Genomic DNA, 22,655 nt, shown 5'->3' on the forward strand with positions numbered 1-22,655 from the left:
GCCGGCGTCACAGAAAGGCGCCGGCGTCGCACACCCAGCCTCTTCTCCCCGTCTCTATACGGGGAGAAGGTCCCGGCAGGGGGATGAGGGGCGGCGCCGAACGCCGGGAGTAACGCTGTGCCGCATAATTTGCCGGCTAAATGTTAATCCTGCTTCAGCCGCCTGCACAGCTCGTCGAGCTGTTCCAGGCTGCGGTAGGCGACGCGCAGCACGCCGCCCTTGCCCTTGTGGTCGACCGTCACGATCATGCCGGTCGTGTCGGTGAGCAGCTTTTCCAGCGCCAGCGTGTCGGCGTCTTTTTCGACGGCTGACGCGGCTGGCTTGGTGCTGGAACTGGCGCCGGCCGGCATCTGCGCCAGCGCTTCGGCCTGGCGCACGGAAAGCCCCTCCTCGACGATGCGCTTGGCGAGGCCGGCCGGATCCTCCGCCGTCACCAGCGTGCGGGCGTGGCCCGCCGACAGCGCGCCGTCGACCAGCATGTCGCGGATCACGTCGGGCAGCTTGAGCAGCCGCAACGTGTTGGCGACATGGCTGCGGCTCTTGCCGATGACCTGGCCGAGATCGGCCTGGGTGTAGCCATGGTCGTCGATCAGCTGCTGGTAACCCTGCGCTTCTTCGACCGGATTGAGGTCGGCGCGCTGCACGTTCTCGATGATCGCCAGTTCCAGCGCGGTGCGGTCGTTGACGTCGCGGATGATGACCGGGATCTCGGTCAGGCCGGCGCGCTGCGCCGCCCGCCAGCGCCGCTCGCCGGCAATGATCTCGTAGCGGCCGGCCTGCGTCGGCGAAGGCCGCGCCACGACCGGCTGCACCACGCCATGTTCGCGGATCGACTGGGCAAGGTCGGTCAGTTCGGCATCGCCGAAATGCCGGCGCGGATTTTTCGGATTGGCGCTGATAAACTCGATCGGCACCTTGCCGTCGGCGCTCATGCCGGGCTTTTCCGGGGCCGCCGGGCGATCGATCTCGCCGATCAGTGCTGCCAGCCCGCGACCCAGTCTTTTCCTCGAGAGATCTTCGCTCATCTTTATTCCACGTCTATTTCAGATCGTTTCGGTATCGAATCGGCTGTTAAGTGTGCATCGGTTCTAATCAAGCAGCGCGCAATTTACGCTCGCGGCGGATCACTTCGGAGGCCAATTGCAGATAGGCCTGGCTGCCCGAGCATTTCAGGTCATAGAGAATTGCCGGCTTCCCATAGGACGGGGCTTCGGACACCCGGACATTGCGCGGAATGATCGTCTCGTAGACCTTGTCGCCCATATGCTCGCGCACGTCCTGCACCACCTGGTTGGCGAGATTGTTGCGACCGTCATACATGGTCAGCACGATGCCCTGAATGGTGAGGTCCGAATTGATCGAGCGACGCACCTGCTCGACGGTTTCGAGCAGCTGGCTGAGACCCTCCAGCGCGAAGAACTCGCATTGCAGCGGCACGAGAACGGAATCGGCCGCCGCCATTGAATTCAAAGTCAAAAGATTGAGCGAGGGCGGGCAGTCGATCAGCACATAGCCGAAGGGCGCCCCGCGCTCGGTCGCGGCACGCAGCGCGTTGCGCAGCTTGAGCACCCGGTCGGGTGCCGAGGCGATCTCCATCTCGATGCCGAGCAGGTCCAGCGTCGAAGGAACGATGGAGAGGCCGGGCACCGCGGTCGGAATGGCGGCGGCTTCCAGATCCAGTTCGCCCGTCAGCACATCGTAGGACGAAACCGTCCGGTCCTTGCGGTCGATGCCGAGGCCGGTGCTGGCATTGCCCTGCGGGTCGAGGTCGACGATCAGCACTTTCTCGCCGATTGCCGCCAGCGCGGTGGCCAAATTGATGGCGGTGGTGGTCTTGCCGACGCCGCCCTTCTGGTTGGCTACGGTGATGATTCGAGGGCCGTTCTTCATCATGGGTCTATGCCAGAAATTCATCTTGGGTCGCCGAACACTCAGACCGGTCTCGGTTCAGACAGGTCGCACATTGGACAATTCGAGGATGACGCCGCTGGCGTCGGTCACGCTTGGATGTTCTACCAGATCGAAGGTCCACCGGTTAACGCTTTCTTGCACTTCGGCGCGATAATCCCGGCCTTTGTGGAACAGCGCCCGCGCGCCCGAGGCCAGCCATGGGGCCGACAGGTCCAGCAGCACCGAAAGCGGTGCCAGCGCCCGTGCGGTGACGATTTCCGGCTTCGAAACAAGCACATGGCTGTCCTCGATGCGGCGCGCCACGACCCGCGCCGGCAGACCGAACTGCCCGACGACCGTCTGCAAAAACGACGCTTTCTTGCGGTTGCTTTCGACCAGATCGATGCTGGCGCCCAGGCGGTCGCCGAGCAGAAAGGCCATGACAAGCCCGGGAAATCCGCCGCCAGAACCGATGTCGACCCAATGCATGGCATCGGGCTCTATCCCAGCAAGTTGCGCGCTGTCCAGAATGTGGCGCTGCCAGACATCGCCCGAGGTCGACTGCGCCACGAGATTGATGCTGCGGTTCCATTTCTGGAACATCGCTTCGAACGCCACCAGGCGATCGAATGTTTCACGTGAAACGGGGCCGGCGGCCTCCTGCAGGCGCTCGCGAGAGAAGGAACTCACGCAACATCCCTCTGCTCGGCTTTCTGCACCGATTCCCAATGGCGGACATGCGCGACGATGATCGCCAACGCCGCCGGCGTCATGCCTTCCATGCGCTGCGCCTCCGCGATGGAGCGCGGCCGCCGCGCCTGCATCTTCTGCTTCAGCTCATTGGATAAGCCAGGCACGCCGACAAAATCGACGCTGTCCGGGATCAGCCGGCTCTCTTCACGCCGGATCTGCGCGACATCGGTGCTCTGGCGATCCAGATAAACCGAATATTTCGCTTCCGTTTCGAGACGCTCCGCAGTCCTGGCATCGATATCGTGAAATTTCGGTTCAACCCCAGCCAGCCAAGCCACATCGACACCGGGATAGGCCAGCAGTTCAAAGCCGGACCGGCGCACGCCGTCGAGATTGATCTCCAAACCGTGCCGTGCCGCCTCGTTCGGCGTCATGGTCAACGAAAGCGCCATCTCGCGCGCTTCATCCAGCCGCTGCATGACATCCCCATAACGCTGCATCCGCCGCGCCGAGGCGATCCCCAGCGTCTGCGCCAGCGGCGTCAGCCGCTCATCGGCGTTGTCGGCGCGCAGCGAGAGCCGGAACTCGGCCCTCGACGTGAACATCCGATAGGGTTCACTGATGCCGCGACTGGTCAGATCGTCGACCATCACGCCGATATAGGCCTGGGTGCGGCTGAGCACGACCGGTGCGCCGCCCGCCGCCCGCCGCGCCGCATTGAGGCCGGCGAGCAGGCCCTGCCCTGCGGCCTCTTCATAGCCGGTCGTGCCGTTGATCTGCCCGGCCAGAAAAAGCCCAGCAACGCGCCTGGTCTCAAGTGAGGGATGCAGTTCGCGCGGATCGACATGATCATATTCGATGGCATAGCCAGGCTGCAGCATGACCGCATGCTCCAAACCGGGAATAGTCTTCAATATCTCCAGCTGAACGTCCTCGGGCAGCGAGGTCGAAATGCCGTTGGGATAGACGGTATGGTCGTCGAGCCCCTCCGGCTCGAGGAAGATCTGGTGGCCGTCCCGGTCGCCGAACTTGACAATCTTGTCCTCGATCGACGGACAATAACGCGGCCCAACTCCTTCGATCGAGCCGGAATACATGGCCGAGCGGCCAAGATTGGCGCGGATCAGCTCATGCGTGGCTGTGGTCGTGCGGGTGATACCGCAATCGATCTGCGGCGTCACGATGCGGTCGGTCATCAGCGAGAACGGTACGGGATTCTCGTCCGCCGCCTGGCTTTCCAGCGACGCCCAATCGATGGTTCGTCCGTCCAGTCGCGGCGGCGTGCCGGTCTTGAGCCGCCCGAGCTTGAAGCCGGCGCGGTCCATCGTTGCCGACAGTCCCATGCTGGCCTTCTCGTTCATGCGGCCCGCGACGATCTTCTTCTCACCGATGTGAATGAGGCCCCGCAGGAAGGTTCCCGTCGTCAGCACCACGGCGCCGCAGGCAAGCCGACGGCCGTCTGCCAGGAGAACCGCTACGATATTTCCATCGGAGATCTCGAAATCGAGAACTTCGCCCTCCAGGACCTCGAGATCGTTCTGCTGCCGAATCGCTTCCTGCATGGCAAGGCGATAGAGTTTTCTGTCGGCCTGTGTACGCGGGCCGCGCACCGCCGGGCCCTTGCGGCGGTTGAGCAGGCGGAACTGGATGCCGGCGGCGTCCGCCACACGGCCCATCAGCCCGTCCATGGCGTCGATCTCGCGCACCAGATGCCCCTTGCCGAGCCCGCCGATGGCAGGGTTGCACGACATCACGCCGATCGTGTCGAAACGCAGCGTCACCAGCGCGGTTCTCGCGCCAGCGCGCGCGGCGGCGCTGGCCGCCTCGCAACCCGCATGGCCGCCGCCCACCACAACCACATCATAGTGATCGGTCATTCCATAGGTCCCGGACTCGAAGAAGATGAGCGACACATGTCCCCGCGAGGCGGGACTGTCAAGAAAACTTCCGCACAGGCGTTTCACGTGAAACAGCGAAACCCCACTTTTATCGGCGTTTCACGTGAATCACCGCCTGATTGTTTCACGTGAGTCAGCACGAGCTTCGGCAGCCATCATGTTTCACGTGAGTCATTTTCCAATGCAGAACTGGGAAAAGATCACGTCGAGCAAGTCTTCGACGTCCACCGCACCCACTATCCGTCCCAGGCGATCCGCTGCCAGGCGCAGCTCTTCGGCGCGCAATTCCTGGGGCATGCGTTCATCGGCGGCGCGGTACAGATGCCGGTTCGCCGCGTCGAGCAACTCGACATGGCGCAGCCGTGATGGCAGCACCTCGCCGCTATCGCCGGCCGCCTCGGAAGCGCGGCGACCGATCTCTGCCAGCAATCCAGCCACACCCGTCCCGTCGACCACCGATATACCAAACTCGTAGCGCCCAATTGCATCCTGGGTCGCTCTCCTATCGAGCAGGTCGAGCTTGGTGCCGACGCGCAATGCCGGCGTCGACATCGGCAGCGGACCGGCGTCCCTGGGGTCCGCGGCGTCCTCGAGCAGCAGCAGCAGATCGGCGCGATCCGCCTTGGCTCTTGCCTTCTCGATGCCGATCGCCTCGATTTTGCCAGGCGCTTCCCGCAACCCGGCCGTGTCGGTCAGTCGGACACGCAAGCCTCGGAGATCCAGCACCACCTCCAGCAAATCTCGGGTGGTGCCGGGTTCATCCGTTACAATAGCGGCATCGCGCCGCGCCAAGGCATTGAACAGGCTGGACTTGCCGGCATTGGGCGCGCCGAGAATGACGACTTCGAAGCCATCGCGGATGATCTCGGCGGCATGGAAGCCGGCGATGTGGCGGTCGATCTCCGAGATCATCGACCTCACGTCGGACCAAACCGTATCCGAAACGGAACCTGGTACATCGTCTTCATCGGCAAAGTCGATCTCGGCCTCGATCATGGCCCGCGCATGGATCAGCCGCCGACGCCAGCCGAGGTAGAGCGCGCTCTGCGCGCCCCCGGCGTTCTGGATGGCAAAACGCCGCTGCGCCTCGGTTTCCGCATTGACGAGGTCCGCCAGCGCCTCCGTCTCGACCAGATCGACCTTGCCGTTGAAGAAGGCGCGGCGCGTGAATTCTCCCGGCTCGGCATGCCTGACGCCGTCGAAACCAGCGATCGTTTCCAGCATCCTGGCCACCACGGCGCGCCCGCCATGAACATGGAACTCGGCGACATCCTCGCCGGTGAAGCTCGCCGGACCGGGAAAGAACAGAACCAAGCCGTTATCGAGCACGGTTCCATCCGGAGCCCTGAATCTCCGCAGAACCGCAGCCCGCGCCTTAACCATGCCGCCAACGATCGTTTCGATCACGAATCGAGTCTGCGGGCCGGATATGCGCAGCACCGCGACTCCGGCCGGAAGCCGGCCGCTCGACAGCGCCACGATCGAATCGCCTGAAATCATTTGCCCGCTCTACCGAACCGCCCTAGCTTTCGCTTCATCACCGCCCCGGATTGCTCCTGAAAGTTGGCCATTGTGACATTGCCCGCGCAAAACCTGCTTGCCGACGAGGCCAGCCCCTATCTGCAGCAGCACAGCGGCAACCCCGTGCATTGGCGGGGATGGTCACCGGCATCGCTGGAAGAGGCAAAGGCGCTGGACAGGCCTATCCTGCTCTCCGTCGGATACGCCGCCTGCCATTGGTGCCATGTCATGGCCCATGAAAGCTTCGAGAACGACGACGTCGCCGCCGTCATGAACCGTCTGTTCGTCAATATCAAGGTGGACCGCGAGGAGCGCCCCGACATCGACCAGATCTATATGGCGGCACTGTCCTCGATGGGCGAGCAAGGCGGCTGGCCGCTGACCATGTTCCTGACCCCCGATGGCAAGCCGTTCTGGGGCGGCACCTATTTCCCGCGCGAGCCGCGCTATGGCCGTCCGGGGTTCATCCAGGTGATGGAAGCGGTCGACAAGGCATGGTGCGAGAAACGGGCAAGCCTGCACCAGAGCGCCGACGGCCTGACCTCGCATGTCGAGGCGCGGCTCTCGGCCACGCATTCCAAGGCACTTCTCGATCGCGATACGCTGTCCGACCTTGCCGGCCGCGTCAGTGGCATGATCGACCGCGACCGCGGCGGGCTCGCCGGCGCGCCGAAATTCCCGAACGCGCCGTTCATGCAGACGCTGTGGCTGTCCTGGCTGCGGGACGGCAATGCCGCGCATCGCGACGACGTCCTCGTCAGCCTCGAACATATGCTGAGCGGCGGTATCTACGATCACATCGGCGGCGGGCTCAGCCGCTACTCGACGGACGCCGAATGGCTGGTGCCCCATTTCGAGAAGATGCTCTACGACAATGCGCAGCTCATCCGCTTCTGCAACTGGGCCCTCGCGGCGACCGGCAATGATTTGTTCCGGGTCCGAATCGAGGACACGGTCGACTGGCTGCTGCGCGAAATGCGTGTCGAAGGCGGCGCCTTCGCCGCCAGCCTCGATGCCGATAGCGATGGCGAGGAAGGCCTGTTCTACACCTGGAGCAGGGGGAGATCGAATCTGCTCTTGGAGACGATTTAACCTTGTTTTTCAAGTACTTCAGCCTTTCCAGCCCGCCCGGATGGGAAGGTAAGCCGGTGCTCCATCAGACCCTCTCCCAGCAGGCGTCTGGTGTTGCCGACCGGGAGCGGCTTGTCCCGCTCAAGGCAAGGCTTCTCGCTGTCCGGGAACAACGCGTCAGGCCGGGCCTGGACGCAAAGACCCTTACCGACTGGAACGGCCTGATGATCGCCGCCCTCGCCGAGGCGGGTCGTTCGCTGGCGCGACCGGATTGGATCGAGGCCGCGGCCAAGGCCTTTGCCCATATCGGCAAAGCCGGCCGCGACGGTCGCTTGCCGCATTCCATGCTTGGTGTCCGGAAACTGTTTCCCGCACTGTCGAGCGACTATGCCGCCATGACCAACGCGGCGATCTCGCTGTTCGAGGCCACTGAGGACTGGAGCTATGTCGAGCAGGCCAGCCAGTTCCTTGGACAGCTCGACCATTGGCACGCCGACGCGGAAGGCACGGGCTACTATCTGACCGCCTCGGACAGCACCGACGTGCCGATCCGCATCCGGGGCGATGTCGACGAGGCCATCCCCTCGGCCACCAGCCAGATCATCGAGGCGCAGGTCCGGCTGGCTTCTATTACCGGCAACCTCGACTTGCAGGAGAAGGCGTGGAAAACGGCCGAGCATGCTGCCGGACGAGCGGCGCACCAGGCCTATGGCCAGGCGGGTATCGTCAATGCCTGCGCGCTTGCCCTCGAGCCGCTGAAACTGGTCATCGTGGACGGGCTGGAGGATCCGAAGCTCATTCCGGTGGCGAATCGAAACCCAGATCCGCGTCGCGTCGATATCGTGGTGCCAATCGGTACGGCGGCGAATCGACCCTTGCTCCCCGGCGGAATCCTGCCTCCGACCAACCGGCGCGGCGCCTGGTTGTGCACCGGCCAGGTCTGCCTGCCGGTGGTTGCGGATGCTGACGAATTGGAAGGATTGTTGCGGCGAAAGTGATTCGTCATCCTCGGGCTTGATCCGAGGATGACGAAGATAAGGCTCTGCCGCGCCTCGATTACGTGTTCATCGAATCGAAGAAATCGCCGTTGGTCTTGGTCTGCTTCAGCTTGTCGATCAGGAACTCGATCGCGTCGGTGGTACCCATCGGCGCCAGGATGCGGCGCAGCACGAAGATCTTCTGCAGGTCCTGGCGCGACACCAGCAGGTCTTCCTTGCGGGTGCCGGATTTGAGGATGTCGATGGCCGGATAGATGCGCTTGTCCGCCACCTTGCGGTCGAGCTGGATTTCGCAGTTGCCGGTGCCCTTGAACTCTTCGAAGATGACTTCGTCCATGCGGCTGCCGGTGTCGATCAGCGCGGTGGCGATGATGGTGAGCGAGCCGCCTTCCTCGATGTTGCGCGCGGCGCCGAAGAAACGCTTCGGGCGCTGCAGCGCGTTGGCGTCGACACCACCGGTCAGCACCTTGCCGGAGGACGGCACGACGGTGTTGTAGGCGCGGCCCAGGCGAGTGATCGAATCCAGAAGGATCACCACGTCGCGGCCGTGCTCGACCAGCCGCTTGGCCTTCTCGATGACCATTTCGGCGACCTGGACGTGGCGCACCGCCGGCTCGTCGAAGGTCGAGGAGATGACTTCGCCTTTGACCGAACGCTGCATGTCGGTGACTTCCTCGGGCCGCTCGTCGATCAGCAGCACGATCAGGTAGCATTCCGGATGATTGGCGGTGATCGAGTGCGCGATGTTCTGCAACAGCACCGTCTTGCCGGTGCGCGGCTGTGCGTTGATCAGCGCGCGCTGGCCCTTGCCGATCGGCGCCACCAGGTCGATGACGCGAGGCGAGATGTCCTTGCCGGGCGGATTGTCGACCTCCATCTTCAGCCGCGAGGTCGGGTAGAGCGGCGTCAGATTGTCGAAGTGGATCTTGTGGCGGATCTTCTCGGGATCGTCGAAATTGATCGTGTTGACCTTGAGCAGCGCGAAATAGCGCTCGCCCTCCTTCGGGCTGCGGATCGGCCCTTCGACCGTATCGCCGGTCTTCAGCGAAAAGCGCCGGATCTGCGACGGCGAGATGTAGATGTCGTCGGGACCTGGCAGATAGTTGGCATTGGCGGAGCGCAGGAAGCCAAAACCGTCCTGCAGCACCTCGACCACGCCGTCACCGATGATCTCGATGTCCTGGGCGGCGAGCTTCTTCAGGATCGCGAACATCAGTTCCTGCTTGCGCATGACGCTGGCGTTCTCGACCTCGAGCGATTCGGCATAAGCGATCAGCTCTGGCGGCTTCTTGTTCTTGAACTCGGTGAGTTTCATTTCTTGCATTAGACGGACTCTGGGTAGGCTTTGGGGGAAAGATCGGCGGGATGCGACAAATGCCGGGCGCGGCCGAAAGCAATGACGGGCGGCGCATGACGGGAAGGAAGACCCGTCTTGTATCGTCGGTCGGCTGAAAGAGCAAGCCGCCTTTTGAGCGGGTCCGATGAAGCCTCAGAAGGGCTTCACGACGACCAGGATCACGATTGCGATCATCAGCAATGTGGGGATCTCATTGACGATCCGCCAGTGCCTTGCCGGCTTTTCGTTGCGGTCCTCGGCGAATTTGCGCACCGCGCCGGCCAGATAGCCGTGAATGCCCGACAAAATCAGCACCAGGCCGATCTTGGCATGCAACCAGCCGCCCTGGAACGCAAAAATCTTCCAGGCCAGCCACAGCCCGAACACCCAGGTGAGGATCATCGCCGGATTGATGATGCCGCGCAGCAGGCGCCGCTCCATCACTTTGAAAGTCTCCGACTGCACGGAGCCTTTCTGCGCATCGACGTGATAGACAAACAGCCGTGGCAGATAAAGCATCCCAGCCATACAGGAGATGACGGCGAGGATATGTATCGCCTTTGCCCAGGGGTAGAAGCTTTCCGGCGCGAAGAAAAACAAAAGCGCGGTGAGAACGATCAGGACAGCGATGCCAACGACCATGCGCTTCATCGCCTGGCCGGTGCTGTTGGTGTTATCTCTGTCAGCCATCAGCGTGCGGCGCTCCGAACCTGTTTCACCATCGCCTCGACATGCGCCACCGGCGTCTCCGGCGTGATGCCGTGGCCGAGATTGAAGACCAGCGGCCCATTCCCCAGCGCCTGGAGGATCGCCTCGACGCCATCGGCCAACGCTTGCCCGCCGGCGACCAGCCGCAAGGGATCGAGATTGCCCTGGACGGCGCCTTGCCGCTGCAACGCCTTCGCGGCCTCCAGCGGCACCGTCCAGTCGATGCCCAGTCCCGTCACGCCGGTCTTCTCGCGATAGCTCTGGTAGCGGGCGCCGGCGCCCTTGGGAAAACCGATGATCGGCACATCGGGATGGACCGCCCGAACCTGCCTGACGATCTCGGCCACCGGCTCGACGCAGAAGCGTTCGAACGAGGCATCGTCGAGCACCCCCGACCAGGAATCGAAAATCTGCACGACATCCGCACCGGCCTCGATCTGCCGGATCAGATAGGACGCCGAATGGTCGGCGAGCACTTTCAGCAGCTGCCGAAACGCCGCCGGCTCGCGGTAGGCGAACAGCCGCGCCGGCGCCTGGTCCGGGGTGCCGTGGCCGGCGATCATATAGGTCGCCACCGTCCACGGGGCGCCGCAAAAGCCGATCAGCGTCGTTTCGTCGGGCAATTTCGCCCGCAGCCGGCGAAGCGTCTCGTAGACCGGTTCGAGATTCACGTGAAACACATCGCTTCCCAGCGCCGGAATCTCGGCCGCCGAAATCGGCGTCAGCAGCGGCCCACGTCCTTCCTCGAAGCGCACGTCGCGGCCAAGCGCATGGGGAACGACAAGGATATCCGAAAACACGATCGAAGCGTCGAAGCCAAAGCGCTCGATCGGCTGCAGTGTCACTTCCACGGCAAGCTCGGGATCGTAGCAGAGATCAAGGAACGAGCCGGCCCGTCTCCGCGTCTCACGGTATTCCGGCAGATAGCGCCCGGCCTGTCGCATCATCCAGAGCGGAGGAGGAAACATCGCCTCGCCTTTCAGCACATCCAGCATGATCCGTCTTGCAGGCATCGAGCGCTCGCCTCTCCCGGCTTCCTCTTAATCAAATATCTTATTTTAAAAGAGTCTTCTGATTCTAAGAGTCTGTTGGTTGTGGTGGTTGTCACCTGTCCCGCTTTGGCCGCCAAAACGCCAGCAAGCATATTGTCGCGCACTCCCGATCGCGGCTGGCAGGGTTCTGGGGACAATCAGGAATCCGCCACTGGAGTCAATGCGCTAGGTCTGATGCCCTGGAGACCTGCCCTGTGGACGAGCAAAAGGCAAAATGCTTCGTCCACGGACTTGTCCCCAGCCGCCCGGAGAAGCTGACAGCGCATCGAATTGTGGACAAACCGGCATCTGATACAGTCGCCTCCGGCCGGCCCGTCGGCCCGTCCGATCTTATCCACATCCGCCCACAGCCCCAGGTGATCCCTGTGAACAAACCCCAGAGCTTCTTCCACCTGCATCTGATTTCCGATGCCACGGGCGAAACCCTGCTCGCCGCCGGCCGCGCGGCTTCAGCGCAATACAAGGATGCACGGGCCATCGAGCACATCTATCCGCTCATCCGCACCGAAAAGCAGATAGCCAAGGTGTTCGAGGACATAGAGGAGGAGCCTGGCATCATCCTCTACACGGTGGTCGACCAGAAGCTGGCACGCGGCATCGACGAACGCTGCGCGGCCATGGGCCTGCCCTGCGTGTCCGTGCTGGAGCCAGTGCTGACGGTCTTCCAGTCCTATCTCGGGACGCCGGCCGGCCGCCGCGTCGGCGCCCAGCATGTGCTCGACGCCGAATATTTCCGGCGCATCGATGCGCTCAACTTCACCATGGACCATGATGACGGACAGCTGCCGGCAAACATGGATGACGCTGATGTCGTGCTGATCGGCATATCGCGCACCTCGAAGACGCCGACCAGCATCTATCTCGCCAACCGCGGCATCAAGACCGCCAATATCCCGATCGTGCTCGGCGTGCCGGTGCCAGAAAGCCTGATCAACGCCAGGGCGCCGCTGGTCGTCGGGCTGATCGCCACCGCCGAGCGCATCTCGCATGTGCGCCAGAACCGCATCCTCGGCAATTCGAGCACCTATGTGCCAACCGAGTATGTCGACCGCGCCGCCATCAACGAGGAACTCGCCTATGCCCGCCAGATCTGCACCCGCCATGGCTGGCCGATGATCGACGTCAGCCGCCGCTCGATCGAGGAAACGGCGGCGGCGATCGTTGCCCTGCGGGGGAAGAACAGATAATTGGAACCGTGCGCCAACCTGCCAACAGAACCGCTGCGTGTTTCGAAAGGTCACGGCATGGATCCTAGGGTCTGCGCCGCGTCGCTTCGCTCCTTGCTTCGCCCTAGGATGACGAAGGGATGATTGTCCCGGCTAATCTCGAAGGTTTGTGACTTGCCAGCATCGTCACTTCTTATGCGGCGACACAACTGCAAATCTCCGGCCGTTGAGATTAGCCGTGGATCGCAATGCATTCGTCATCCTAGGGCGAAGCAGGAGCGAAGCTCCGTCGCGCAGACCCTAGGATCCATGCCGTTACAGTGGCCAAGGGGTGCGGCGGCCGCTAGCGTCCCACCCAGCCAGCAACTCAACGACGGGTAACAGGCGAAAGATCATGACAGAAAAAATCATCCTCGCTTCAGGCAGTCCGTTCCGCAAGGCGATGCTGGTCGATGCCGGTGTCGACATCGAGGCGGTTCCCGCGACGCTGGACGAGCGGGCGCTCGAGGCGCCGTTGCAGGACAGCGGCGCCTCGCCCGAGGACGTCGCCCTGGTGCTCGCCGAAGCCAAGGCCACCGAAGTCAGCGAGCGCCGGCCCGGGGCGCTGGTGCTTGGCTGCGACCAGACGCTGTCCTTGGGTGACGAGGTGTTCCACAAGCCGGCCGACATGGAGGGCGCGCGCCGCCATCTCCTGGCGTTGTCGGGCAAGACCCATCAGCTCAACAGCGCCGCCGTTCTGGTGCGCGACGGCAAGGTGCTGTGGCGCCATGTCGGCATCGCCTCAATGACCATGCGCAAGCTCGACCCCGCCTTCATCGGCCGGCATCTGGCCCGGGTCGGCGTCAAGGCATTGTCGAGTGTCGGCGCCTACCAGGTCGAGGGCGAAGGCATCCAGCTGTTCGAAAAAATCGAAGGCGACCATTTTACCATTGTCGGCCTGCCGCTGCTGCCGTTGCTGGCGGAACTGCGCGCACTGGGAGCCATCGATGGCTGAAACCTCGAAAAAGGCCTTCGTCACCGGCCACCCCATAAAACATTCGCGCTCGCCGATGATCCACGGTCACTGGTTGGCCAAGCATGGCATTGATGGCAGTTATCAGGCGATCGATGTGGCGCCCGAAAACTTCGCCGAATTCCTGGCGACGCTGCAGGCGAACGGTTATCGCGGCGGCAACGTAACCATCCCGCACAAGGAGGCGGCTTTCGCCGGGGTCGCGCGCCGCGACCATGCGGCCGACGAGATCGGCGCCGTCAACACGCTCTGGTTCGAGGACGGCACTTTGTGGGGCGGCAACACCGACGGCCACGGCTTTGCCGCCAATCTCGACGACCACGCTCCGGGCTGGGCGGCCAATGGCCCTGCCGTGGTGCTGGGTGCCGGGGGGGCCGCCCGTGCCGTGATCCATGCGCTGAAGGCGCGCGGCCTCCGTGATATCCGCATCGTCAATCGCACGCTCGCCCGGGCAATCGAATTGCGCGACCGCTTTGGCGCCGGGGTGTCCGCGCATTCCCTGGCGGCGACCGGCGAATTGCTGCGCGACGCCGGCCTGCTGGTCAACACCACGGCGCTGGGCATGCAGGGCAACGGGGATCTGGCCGCCGACCCCAGGGGTCTGCCCGCCCACGCCGTGGTCAACGACATCGTCTATGTGCCGCTCGAGACCCCACTGCTCGCTGCCGCGCGGGCACGGGGGCTGAAGACGGTCGACGGGCTCGGCATGCTGCTCAACCAGGCGGTGCCCGGCTTCGAACGCTGGTTCGGCGTCAGGCCGAAGGTGACGGCTGAACTGCGCGCACTCATCGTTGCCGATCTAGTGCCCAAATCTCCGGTGCCGAAATCATGATCGTGCTCGGCCTTACCGGCTCGATCGGCATGGGCAAGTCGACCACGGCCAGGATGTTCGCCGAGGCAGGCGTTCCGGTGCATGATTCCGACGAGACGGTGCACCGCCTCTATGCCGGCAAGGCGGCCCCGCTGGTCGAGGCCGCCTTTCCCGGCACCACGGTTGGCGGAAGCGTTGACCGCGCAAAACTCGGCGCTCGCGTGCTCGGCGATGCCGCGGCGCTGAAAAAACTCGAAGCCATCATCCACCCGCTGGTCCGTGCCGATGCCGATGCCTTCCTGGCCAGGCATCGTGAAGCGGGCGAATCGCTCGTGGTCCTCGACATCCCGCTGCTGTTCGAAACCGGCGGCCGTGGCCGCGTCGACAAGGTCGTCTTGGTGACGGCGCCGGCCGAAGTCCAGCGCCAACGCGTGCTGGCGCGGCCCGGCATGAGCGAGGAAAAACTGGCGTCGATTCTGGCCAGGCAGGTGCCGGATGCCGAAAAGCGCCGGCTGGCCGATTTCGTCATCGACACCGGCGAGGGGCTGGCCGCCGCGCGTGCGGCGGTTGCTTCGATTGTTGCCGAAATCAAGGGATAAGTCGGGCTCCTGACGGCAGGCCGTCAGCATTGCCCATTGCCATTTTGTTCCGGTCTGGCGATTCTCCTCCCAGGAGCGACCTGATTCGATGCGTGAGATCATTTTCGATACGGAAACCACCGGCCTCGATTCGCGCGACGACCGCGTGATCGAGCTTGGCGGCGTCGAGCTGGTCAATCGCTTTCCGACCGGCAGGACCTTCCATCATTATATCAACCCGCAAGGCCGCGCGATCCATGCCGAGGCGCAGTCCGTGCACGGCATCAGCGCGGCCGATCTCGCGGGCAAGCCGAGCTTCGCCGAAATTGCCGAGGAATGGCTGAAATTCACGGAAGGCGCCAAGCTGGTCGCCCACAACGCCACCTTCGATATCGGCTTCCTCAATGTCGAATTCGGGCGGCTTGGCCACCCGCCTGTCGATAACGGGCTTGTCGTCGACACGCTGGCCCTGGCGCGCCGCAAGCACCCGATGGGACCCAATTCGCTCGACGCGCTGTGCCGGCGCTACGGCATCGACAACACCAAGCGCACCAAGCACGGCGCCCTGCTCGATTCCGAATTGTTGGCAGAAGTCTATATCGAGCTGATCGGCGGCAAGCAGGCCGCATTGATCCTCGACAGCGCCACCGCGCCGGCCCAGGGCGGCAACAATGTCAGGCATATTGAGATCATCGTTGCCGAGCGTCCGGCGCCGCTGCTGCCCCGCCTGACCGAAGCGGAGCGCGCCGCGCACGCCGCCATGGTCGCGACGCTGGGCGAAAAGGCGCTGTGGCTGAAAGCCTCCCCCCAGGAAGCAGCCCAGGCGCTGTCCTCATAAAGCCATCCGAGGAGCGGCCTCAGTACGGCCATTCCCCCCGGCCCAGCGCGGCAGCGGCCGCAATGATGCGCGCAAAAGCCTCCGCAGCGGCCGGCACGGTCGTGCGGGCGCGCAGGAAACTGTGCACGAGGCGGGGCTCCTCGTGCCACCAGGCCTTGCCGCCGGCCTCCAGGATATGGTCGCGATAGACTTCGCCGTCCGACGACAGCGGATCGCATTCGGCCGTGATGATCACCGTCGGCGGCAGGCCGGAAAAGTCGCGGTCGCGCAGCGGCGAGAAGGTCGGATCGCCGGGCGATTGCTTCCGGGCCGAGCGGACGTCGCGGTAGAAGGCGGCGTCGCTTGTCGACAGCAGCGGCGCATCGGCGTGTTCCACGTAGGAGCCGATCGCCTCGTTGCCGCCGAGGTCGGGATAGATCAGCACCTGGCCGATCGCGGCGCGCGGATGGCGACGCGTGGCCTGTGCCACCGCCGCCGCCAGATTGCCGCCCGCACTTTCACCGCAGAGCACGAGCGGCGGCTCGCTGGTCGCCGCCGCCCATTCGAAAGCCACCAGCGCATCGTCGAAGGCGGCGGGGTGGAGATGCTCAGGCGCCAGCCGGTAATCGACCGACACAACGTCGAAGCCGGTGCCGGCACAGATTTCGGCGCAGATGTCGTCATGGCTTTCGAGCCCGCCGAGGATGAAACCGCCGCCGTGGAAATAGAGCACTGTCGCGCGCGGTGTGGCGCCGGCGAGCCGGTAACGGCGGACCGGGATATCATGGTTCGAAGCGGCGACCAGGCTGTCGGTGGCCTTGACCCCGGGCGGACGGCCCTGGTGGAAGGCCCGGCACATCCTCGCATAGACCGCGCGCTGCTTGTCGATGGGCAGGCCGGCGATCTCCGGCGGGTACCAGGCGTTGACGCTGTCGATATAGGCCCAGAGCGCCGGGTCGAGCCATGGTCCATATTTGCCGCGGCTGGTCATTTCAATCCGAGGGGCAGGTCAAAGCTCGGCATAGAGACGGGCGGCGTTTTCAAAAGTGAAGCGCAGGGGTACCGAGCCTTCGACCTGCCAGACGGTGACCGGCTCGCCGGCCAGTAGCCGGCAGGCGCCGTCGGTGTCGGTAACCGCGCCGCCATAGAGCCGGTTGGCAAGGTTGAGGATGCCGGTCTGGTGCATGGCCGCGCTGCCGCTGCCGCAGGCATCCTTGACCAAAAGCACGCGAAAGCCCCTTGCCACGGCATCCCTGACCGACGCGTCGATGCAGGCCTCGGTCCACACGCCAGCCATGACGAGCCATTCGATGCCGGAAGCCTTGAGCCGGTCGCCAGCCGGACCGGAGCGGAAGGCGCTGGCCTCGGCCTTGATCAGCAGCGCCTCGCCATTCGCCGGCGCCACCTCGTGGCAGATTTCGGTCAGCGGGTCGCTCTTGTCGGAAAAGGCCGACTTGCCGTCTTCGCCGACCGGATGAAAGGGCCGGTCCTGGCTGTCGAGATCGACGATATAGGCCCAGTGATGAAGCGGCACATGGTTTTGACGCGCCGCCGCCTGCAGGCGCTGGACGTTGCCGAGGATCTTTTCATAGCCCTCGACAAGGTAGCGCTTGTCCCGCCGGTGCTCTTCCTGCAGGTCGATGAACACAGCGGCCACCGTGTCGGGGCGGATGGAAATGGGGGCTTTCATGCGGAGGGTTTTCCGGCTGACGCTGTTTCTCTGCTGGCGCAGGCTTGGACGATTGTCCGAAAAGGCCCCGCGACTTCGTCATTCCAGGGCGCAGCAGCCGCGAAGCGGCGTCGCGAAGACCCTGGAATCCATGCCGTGATGTTTGTCGAAGGATGCAGCGGAGCGGATCCTAGGGTCTGCGCCGCGTCGCTTCGCACCTTGCTCCGCCCTAGGATGACGAAGCGAGAGGCGTGGCGGCTAATCTCTAATGCTGGCAGTACCGCGTGTAGGCCAGCGGCGGAGACCACCATCAAATCTCTTTCTCCAGAAACTCATCCTCATAGGGAAAGCGCGACAGAAGCTCGGTGCCGGTCTCGGTGATCAGGATTTCGTCCTCCAGCTTGACGCCTTCGCGGCCGCCCTTCTCGCCAATATAGCTTTCCACGCTCACCACCATGCCTGGCACGATATGGCCGTCGCGGCCATAGGTCTCGTAATCCATGGCATGCGCGATGAATGGTGTCTCGCCATGCATGCCGACGCCGTGCATGACCGAGGTGTAGCGCTGGTCGACGAAGCGGTCCGGAATTTTCCACGCCTTCTCGGCGATCTCGCGGAATGCCATGCCGGGCTTCACGATCGAAATATTGTGCTGAACCTGATCGTGCGCCATGCGGTAGAGCGATTTCTGATAAGGCGTCGGTCTGCCCGGCCCGCAGCGGAAGGTGCGGGAAAAATCCGAATAATAACCGTAACAGCCGATCGTGTCGGTATCGAGCGCCAGCAATTCGCCGGGCCTGATCTTGCGGCCGCTGGCCTCGTTGAACCACGGATTGGTGCGCTGGCCCGAGGTCAAGAGCCGCGTCTCGATGAATTCGCCACCCTGGCGGATGACCTCGCCATACATGATGGCGAACAGATCGTTTTCGGAAACGCCGGGCTTGATCGCCTCGCGCACCGCATAGACGGCGGCTTCGGCGCCCGCCATCGACACCTGCAGGCATTTGACTTCCTCGGGCGTCTTCACCGCGCGCACGGCGAGAATTTCGCCCTGGCAATCGCGAACCTCGCAGCCGCGCTTTTCCAGCGCCAGGGCCTGCAGATGGCTGCAGCGGTCGAGCCCGAGCTTCATCGAGCCGCCGCCGTGCTTTCTCAAGAGTTCGGCGATCTCGTCGGCGAAGGGGCCGGCGGTTTCGTCGTCGCGGCCCGACACGGAAGACCAGACGAGCTTCGAAGGACGCGCCTCGTCGATCGTGTCGAGCACCATCGAGACATGGTAGCTCTGCGGATATTCGAACAGCACGATCGGCCCGTCGGCCGGAATGAAAAAATAGCGGGTCGAATTGCGCAGGAAATAGCCGAACATGTTGCGCGAGCCGGTGGCGTAGCGCTGGTTGTAGGGGTCGAACAAAACGACGCCGCCATAGCCGGCCTCGCGCATCCAGCCGCGCAGTTTCGCCAGCCGGCCTTTTCGCAGGGCATCCGCATCGATGAAGGACGGCTCGGTGTCCGACAGCCACATGCCGCCGGCCGGATCGGCCGCCGCCGGGTGGCGCATGCGATCCTTGAAGTCGACGTCCTCGGTGCTGTCGGGGTCGAAAACGACGATGCTCATGGTGTCTGGCCTTGGGTGGTTGCAAGGTTTGACCATGGCGCAGGAGAAGCAGGGGAATTGTGCCGAAAACCGCGTGGGCTGTGCGGAATGCCGCTGGCTTATGAAAGATGCTGGCGAGGCAGCATCCGCGATTGCGCGCGCTGAAAGACTAATGCCGTCTCGCCAGCTTCGGCGCATGCCCATGCTCCTCCCTAAAGGCCCGCGCAAAGCTCGACATCGAGGCAAAGCCGCAGGCGAGCGCCACGTCGCGCACGGCAAGCGTCGAATGCGCCAGCAGGTCGGCGGCGCGTTTCAGCCTGAGCCGTCGATAATAGCCGTTGGGCGAGATGGCGAGTTCGGAGCGGAACGAGCGTTCGAGCTTGTCGGAGGAAACGCCGAGCTTCGCCGTCAGCTCGGCCATGCCGAGCCGCTCCTCCACCGCGTCTTCCATGATGGCGATGGCCGACAGCACCAGCTCGTTCTGCACGCCGGTGCGCAGCCTGAGCGGCATCAGCTTGCGGTCGACGCTCGAGCGCAATTGGCTGTGCACGAACCACTCGGCGACGCCCGCGGCAAGTTCGGCGCCGTAGTCGCGGGTGACGATCTCCAGCATCATGTCGAGGCTGCCGACGCCGCCGGCCGAGGTAAAACGCTTGCGGTCGATGACGTAGAGGTCGCGGCGCAGCTCGATGTTGGGGAACGCCTCGGTGAAGGCGGCCTGGCTGGTCCAGTGCAAGGTGCAGGCATGGCCGTCGAGCAGGCCAGCGCGTGCGAGGAAGAACGCCGCATCCGCGACCGCGCCGATATGGGCGCCGGCGCGCAGGCTGCGGCGGATCCAGCTCGCGGCGTCCTCGGCGACGAGATGGTCGGCGTCGCCGCCCGAGCAGACCACGATGCGGTCGACCTTGGGCGCTGCCTCGGCGTAAAAGCCTGGCTGGATGACGACGCCGTTCGAGGCCTCGACCGTCCCTTGGGTCGCCCCGACGATGATCCAGCGGTAGCATTCCCGCTTCGCCAGTATGTTGGCGGCGCGCAGTGGCTCGATGACGGAACTGAACGCCATCATCGGAAAGCCGGGGAACACCAGCACTGCGAAGGTGAGCGGGGCGTCCGTGGGTTTGGGTGGTTCGCGCGTGGCCATGACGTCCGGAGCCGGGAGGATCGGGGCTACAATTCGGACAGATGGGCTTCGGGGTCAACGGTGTTCGGCCGAAGGCGAAGGGGCGAACGCAAGCGCTCAGTCCAGATACCGGGACACGCGCGCCTTCAGAAGCGCGATCAGCTCCGGGTCCATGAATTCATAATCGTCGGGGATATCGAGGCAGATCACCTTGGCCGCCTTCAGGCTGGCCTTGAATTGCTTCCGCAGTTTCGTCCGGTGGGTTTTCTCCATGACAAAGATGATGTCCGCCCAGCCGACGAGTTCGTGCGTCAGCGGCGTGTCGGCGTCATGATTGGTGCCAGCCGAGGCGACTTCGATGTCGCGCCGCGTGGAAAACACCTGTTCGGCGGTCGGGCTGCGCAAGCGGTTCTGGCTGCAGACGAAGAGGACGTTTTTCAAGGTTTAGCGCGCCAAATCCGCGACCACGGCGTCGAGCACGATCATGCCGGCCGGCGTGGCACGCAGCCGCGCGTTGCCGATCGGCGCCACCAGCCCCTCGCCCTGCAGCACCGACAGCCGAGCGCTCGACAGCTCGCGCCCGGAAAAGGCCTCGTAGCGCGAGAGGTCGATGCCTTCGGCGAGCCTCAGCCCCATCAAAAGAAATTCGTCCGCCTCTTCGGAGCGCGTCAGCAGCTCGCCGCCGGTGATGCCATGGCCCTTGGCCTCGACCAGATTGGCCCAGGTCTCCGGCATCCGTTCGGCGATGGTCACCACACGGTGGCCGTTCTCCACGAAGCGGCCATGCGCGCCGGGGCCGACGCCGACATATTCGCCGTAGCGCCAATAGGTCAGATTGTGCCGGCTCTCGGCCCCCGGCCTGGCGTGGTTGGAGATCTCGTAGGCCGGCAGGCCGTGCGCCGACGTGATTTCCTGCGTCAGTGCATAGAGATCGGCGGCGTGGTCGTTGTCGGGAACGACGAATTTCTTCGCCGCGTGCAGCGCATGGAAGGGCGTGCCTTCCTCGATGGTCAGCTGGTAGAGCGACAGGTGGTCGGCGGCATGGCCGATCGCCTGTTCGAGTTCCGCCTGCCAATCCTCCGGCGTCTGCCCAGGCCGCGCATAGATCAGGTCGAAGGACAGGCGCGGAAAGATTTCGCGCGCGAGCCCGATGGCGTGCAAGGCTTCGCTTACATTGTGCAGCCGGCCGAGAAAGCGCAAATCCTTGTCGTTCAGCGCCTGCACGCCGAGCGAGACGCGGTTGACACCGGCGGCGCGGTAACCGCGAAACCGCTCCGCCTCGACCGAGGACGGGTTGGCCTCGAGCGTCACCTCGATGCCGTCAGGCACTGTCCAATTCCTGGCCACGGCGTCCAGAACCCTGGCCACGGTTTCCGGCTTCATCAGCGACGGCGTGCCGCCGCCGAGGAAGATGCTGGTCACTTCGCGTGGCCCGGTGCGCTGGCGCATCGTTGCCAACTCGGCCTCGAAGGCGGCGGCGAAGCGCTCCTGGTCGACCGGCTGGTGGCGGACATGGCTGTTGAAGTCGCAATACGGGCACTTGGCGGCGCAGAACGGCCAATGCACGTAGACGCCGAAGCCGGGACCGCGGTCGAGCGCCATGGTGGTGCCGGGTCCGATCATGCCGAGCCAGGCCTCACCGAACCAAGCCGGGCTTGGGCGAATTTCTGGAAGGCGCGGGCGCGGTGCGACAGCGCCGTCGCCTGGCCGGGTTTCCAGCCGTGCTTTTCCTCCGCGCTCATCTCGCCGAAGGTCTTGTCGAAGCCATTGGGCAAAAACACCGGATCGTAGCCGAAGCCGAGCTCGCCGCGCGGCGGCCAGACCAGCGTGCCCTCGGCCTCGCCGCGATAATATTCGGCCTCGCCGTCGGGAAAGGCGAGGCAGATGACGGCGACAAAGCGGCCCGTGCGCCGTTCGGGCGTGGCCGCGCCGACTTCCTGCATCGCCACTTCGGTGCGCTGCATGGCCATGGCGAAATCGCGCGAACCGTCCGGAGTCTCGGCCCAGTTCGCGGTATAGACGCCGGGCGCGCCGTCGAGCGCGTCGACGCAGAGGCCGGAATCGTCCGACAGTGCCGGCAGGCCGGTCGCCTTTGCGGCGGCAAAGGCCTTGATGTAGGCGTTTTCCTCGAAGGTGGTGCCGGTTTCGTCCGGTTCGGGCAGGCCATACGCCTTGGCTGATTTCGCCTCGAAGCCGAACGGTCCCATCAGCTCGGCGAATTCGCGCAGCTTGCCTTCATTGTGGCTGGCGACGACGATCTTCTTGCCATCGAGCGTATGGAGGTTTGGCGAATGCATCAAAGGCCCCAGATTCTCGGCTCGGCGAACTCGATCGAATTGCCCGAAGGGTCGCGTATATAGATCGAACGGCCGCCTTGCGGCCATTCGAATTCGCTTTCGATGGCGATTTTCTTCGCCAAGAGATGGGTTTTCCAAAGCTCGATTTCAGCGGCGCTCGCGGCAAAGCACAGATGGCCTTCGCCGACCGTGCCGTGCGGCGGCACTTTCAGCCTTGCGTCCGGCGCGGGCGGAATTCTGGTCGCCTCGGCGTTGAAGACGAGCAGGACGCCCGGGCCACAGCGGAAGAAAAGGTGGCGGCCGTCAACCTTGCCGAGGAGAGTGAGGCCGAGGATATCGGTGTAGAAGACCTCTGCTTCAGCGAGGTCGGTGACATAGAGGGCGGATTCAAGAATGGCAGAGGGAGTCACGAGGCACCCCCTTC

The 22,655-nt window shown here is 64.1% G+C and carries 21 protein-coding genes and 1 pseudogene; 6 read left to right on the forward strand and 16 right to left on the reverse strand.

Going from position 1 to position 22,655, the window contains the following annotated elements; all coding sequences use genetic code 11:
- Positions 1–143: 143 nt before the first annotated feature.
- The 5 genes from LB516_RS11225 to mnmE all read right to left on the reverse strand — a co-directional run bounded on the left by LB516_RS11225 (position 144) and on the right by mnmE (position 5,981).
- Entirely contained in the window at positions 144–1,025 is an 882-nt protein-coding gene (locus LB516_RS11225) for a ParB/RepB/Spo0J family partition protein (protein WP_141907068.1), read from the reverse strand.
- Between the two features lie 67 nt (positions 1,026–1,092).
- Entirely contained in the window at positions 1,093–1,893 is an 801-nt protein-coding gene (locus LB516_RS11230; RefSeq protein WP_224719551.1) for a ParA family protein, read from the reverse strand.
- Positions 1,894–1,947: 54 nt separating this feature from the next.
- Positions 1,948–2,580, reverse strand: coding sequence for a 16S rRNA (guanine(527)-N(7))-methyltransferase RsmG (gene rsmG / locus LB516_RS11235; protein ID WP_224719552.1), 633 nt, complete (start codon positions 2,578–2,580; stop codon positions 1,948–1,950).
- Complete coding sequence (gene mnmG / locus LB516_RS11240; RefSeq protein ID WP_224719553.1) at positions 2,577–4,460, reverse strand: tRNA uridine-5-carboxymethylaminomethyl(34) synthesis enzyme MnmG; 1,884 nt, start codon at positions 4,458–4,460, stop codon at positions 2,577–2,579. The genes rsmG and mnmG overlap by 4 nt, the downstream gene beginning before the upstream one ends.
- A gap of 192 nt (positions 4,461–4,652) precedes the next feature.
- A complete protein-coding gene (mnmE, locus tag LB516_RS11245) occupies positions 4,653–5,981 on the reverse strand; it encodes a tRNA uridine-5-carboxymethylaminomethyl(34) synthesis GTPase MnmE (protein WP_224719554.1) in 1,329 nt (442 codons plus the stop codon).
- A gap of 72 nt (positions 5,982–6,053) precedes the next feature.
- Between mnmE and LB516_RS11250 the strand changes: the two are divergent.
- Positions 6,054–8,071 (forward strand): annotated as a pseudogene (locus tag LB516_RS11250) (thioredoxin domain-containing protein).
- A 58-nt stretch (positions 8,072–8,129) separates the two neighbouring features.
- Here LB516_RS11250 and rho read toward each other — a convergent pair.
- The 3 genes from rho to hemE form a co-directional block, all read right to left on the reverse strand.
- Positions 8,130–9,395 carry a transcription termination factor Rho gene (rho, locus tag LB516_RS11255; RefSeq protein WP_015314810.1) on the reverse strand — a complete coding sequence of 422 codons (1,266 nt, stop codon included), beginning with the start codon at positions 9,393–9,395 and terminating at the stop codon, positions 8,130–8,132.
- Positions 9,396–9,560: 165 nt separating this feature from the next.
- On the reverse strand, positions 9,561–10,097 hold the full coding sequence (gene hemJ / locus LB516_RS11260; RefSeq protein WP_224719555.1) for a protoporphyrinogen oxidase HemJ: 537 nt from the start codon (positions 10,095–10,097) through the stop codon (positions 9,561–9,563).
- Positions 10,097–11,128 (reverse strand): uroporphyrinogen decarboxylase, encoded by a 1,032-nt coding sequence (hemE, locus tag LB516_RS11265; protein WP_224719556.1) that lies wholly within the window; start codon positions 11,126–11,128, stop codon positions 10,097–10,099. Before hemE ends, hemJ begins: the two co-directional genes overlap by 1 nt.
- 404 nt (positions 11,129–11,532) lie before the next feature.
- Between hemE and LB516_RS11270 the strand changes: the two genes are divergently transcribed.
- The 5 genes from LB516_RS11270 to dnaQ all read left to right on the forward strand — a co-directional run bounded on the left by LB516_RS11270 (position 11,533) and on the right by dnaQ (position 15,572).
- Entirely contained in the window at positions 11,533–12,354 is an 822-nt protein-coding gene (locus tag LB516_RS11270) for a pyruvate, water dikinase regulatory protein (protein ID WP_140822968.1), read from the forward strand.
- A gap of 373 nt (positions 12,355–12,727) precedes the next feature.
- Positions 12,728–13,327, forward strand: coding sequence for a Maf-like protein (locus LB516_RS11275; protein ID WP_140660365.1), 600 nt, complete (start codon positions 12,728–12,730; stop codon positions 13,325–13,327).
- On the forward strand, positions 13,320–14,177 hold the full coding sequence (locus LB516_RS11280) for a shikimate dehydrogenase (protein WP_224719557.1): 858 nt from the start codon (positions 13,320–13,322) through the stop codon (positions 14,175–14,177). The genes LB516_RS11275 and LB516_RS11280 overlap by 8 nt, the downstream gene beginning before the upstream one ends.
- Positions 14,174–14,755 (forward strand): dephospho-CoA kinase, encoded by a 582-nt coding sequence (gene coaE / locus LB516_RS11285; protein ID WP_140712101.1) that lies wholly within the window; start codon positions 14,174–14,176, stop codon positions 14,753–14,755. Before LB516_RS11280 ends, coaE begins: the two co-directional genes overlap by 4 nt.
- A gap of 88 nt (positions 14,756–14,843) precedes the next feature.
- On the forward strand, positions 14,844–15,572 hold the full coding sequence (dnaQ, locus tag LB516_RS11290) for a DNA polymerase III subunit epsilon (protein WP_015314803.1): 729 nt from the start codon (positions 14,844–14,846) through the stop codon (positions 15,570–15,572).
- A gap of 19 nt (positions 15,573–15,591) precedes the next feature.
- Here the strand turns inward: dnaQ and LB516_RS11295 are convergent, their stop codons facing one another.
- The 8 genes from LB516_RS11295 to LB516_RS11330 form a co-directional block, all read right to left on the reverse strand.
- Positions 15,592–16,542 carry an alpha/beta hydrolase gene (locus LB516_RS11295; protein ID WP_224719558.1) on the reverse strand — a complete coding sequence of 317 codons (951 nt, stop codon included), beginning with the start codon at positions 16,540–16,542 and terminating at the stop codon, positions 15,592–15,594.
- A gap of 18 nt (positions 16,543–16,560) precedes the next feature.
- A complete protein-coding gene (locus LB516_RS11300) occupies positions 16,561–17,241 on the reverse strand; it encodes an isochorismatase family protein (protein WP_224585040.1) in 681 nt (226 codons plus the stop codon).
- Positions 17,242–17,530: 289 nt separating this feature from the next.
- A complete protein-coding gene (locus LB516_RS11305) occupies positions 17,531–18,835 on the reverse strand; it encodes a M24 family metallopeptidase (RefSeq protein WP_224719559.1) in 1,305 nt (434 codons plus the stop codon).
- 148 nt (positions 18,836–18,983) lie between these two features.
- Entirely contained in the window at positions 18,984–19,955 is a 972-nt protein-coding gene (locus LB516_RS11310; RefSeq protein ID WP_224719560.1) for a GlxA family transcriptional regulator, read from the reverse strand.
- A 96-nt stretch (positions 19,956–20,051) separates the two neighbouring features.
- Positions 20,052–20,375 carry a low molecular weight protein tyrosine phosphatase family protein gene (locus LB516_RS11315; RefSeq protein WP_015314798.1) on the reverse strand — a complete coding sequence of 108 codons (324 nt, stop codon included), beginning with the start codon at positions 20,373–20,375 and terminating at the stop codon, positions 20,052–20,054.
- 3 nt (positions 20,376–20,378) lie between these two features.
- A complete protein-coding gene (gene hemW, locus LB516_RS11320) occupies positions 20,379–21,557 on the reverse strand; it encodes a radical SAM family heme chaperone HemW (protein WP_140618144.1) in 1,179 nt (392 codons plus the stop codon).
- Entirely contained in the window at positions 21,554–22,231 is a 678-nt protein-coding gene (gene rdgB, locus LB516_RS11325; RefSeq protein ID WP_015314796.1) for an RdgB/HAM1 family non-canonical purine NTP pyrophosphatase, read from the reverse strand. Before rdgB ends, hemW begins: the two co-directional genes overlap by 4 nt.
- Positions 22,231–22,641 (reverse strand): VOC family protein, encoded by a 411-nt coding sequence (locus tag LB516_RS11330; RefSeq protein ID WP_140719553.1) that lies wholly within the window; start codon positions 22,639–22,641, stop codon positions 22,231–22,233. Before LB516_RS11330 ends, rdgB begins: the two co-directional genes overlap by 1 nt.
- Positions 22,642–22,655: the final 14 nt, after the last annotated feature.

It is taken from the genome of Mesorhizobium sp. CO1-1-7 (assembly GCF_020164885.1).
GTDB lineage: Bacteria > Pseudomonadota > Alphaproteobacteria > Rhizobiales > Rhizobiaceae > Mesorhizobium > Mesorhizobium australicum.

Bases quoted from the DNA above. Each gene is read 5' to 3' on its own strand.
- LB516_RS11225 (WP_141907068.1), bottom strand. From the start codon at position 1,025: ATGAGCGAAGATCTCTCGAGGAAAAGACTGGGTCGCGGGCTGGCAGCA.
- LB516_RS11230 (WP_224719551.1), bottom strand. From the start codon at position 1,893: ATGATGAAGAACGGCCCTCGAATCATCACCGTAGCCAACCAGAAGGGC.
- mnmG (WP_224719553.1), bottom strand. From the start codon at position 4,460: ATGACCGATCACTATGATGTGGTTGTGGTGGGCGGCGGCCATGCGGGT.
- mnmE (WP_224719554.1), bottom strand. From the start codon at position 5,981: ATGATTTCAGGCGATTCGATCGTGGCGCTGTCGAGCGGCCGGCTTCCG.
- rho (WP_015314810.1), bottom strand. From the start codon at position 9,395: ATGCAAGAAATGAAACTCACCGAGTTCAAGAACAAGAAGCCGCCAGAG.
- hemJ (WP_224719555.1), bottom strand. From the start codon at position 10,097: ATGGCTGACAGAGATAACACCAACAGCACCGGCCAGGCGATGAAGCGC.
- hemE (WP_224719556.1), bottom strand. From the start codon at position 11,128: ATGCCTGCAAGACGGATCATGCTGGATGTGCTGAAAGGCGAGGCGATG.
- LB516_RS11275 (WP_140660365.1), top strand. From the start codon at position 12,728: ATGACAGAAAAAATCATCCTCGCTTCAGGCAGTCCGTTCCGCAAGGCG.
- LB516_RS11280 (WP_224719557.1), top strand. From the start codon at position 13,320: ATGGCTGAAACCTCGAAAAAGGCCTTCGTCACCGGCCACCCCATAAAA.
- coaE (WP_140712101.1), top strand. From the start codon at position 14,174: ATGATCGTGCTCGGCCTTACCGGCTCGATCGGCATGGGCAAGTCGACC.
- dnaQ (WP_015314803.1), top strand. From the start codon at position 14,844: ATGCGTGAGATCATTTTCGATACGGAAACCACCGGCCTCGATTCGCGC.
- LB516_RS11295 (WP_224719558.1), bottom strand. From the start codon at position 16,542: ATGACCAGCCGCGGCAAATATGGACCATGGCTCGACCCGGCGCTCTGG.
- LB516_RS11300 (WP_224585040.1), bottom strand. From the start codon at position 17,241: ATGAAAGCCCCCATTTCCATCCGCCCCGACACGGTGGCCGCTGTGTTC.
- LB516_RS11305 (WP_224719559.1), bottom strand. From the start codon at position 18,835: ATGAGCATCGTCGTTTTCGACCCCGACAGCACCGAGGACGTCGACTTC.
- LB516_RS11310 (WP_224719560.1), bottom strand. From the start codon at position 19,955: ATGGCCACGCGCGAACCACCCAAACCCACGGACGCCCCGCTCACCTTC.
- hemW (WP_140618144.1), bottom strand. From the start codon at position 21,557: ATGATCGGACCCGGCACCACCATGGCGCTCGACCGCGGTCCCGGCTTC.
- rdgB (WP_015314796.1), bottom strand. From the start codon at position 22,231: ATGCATTCGCCAAACCTCCATACGCTCGATGGCAAGAAGATCGTCGTC.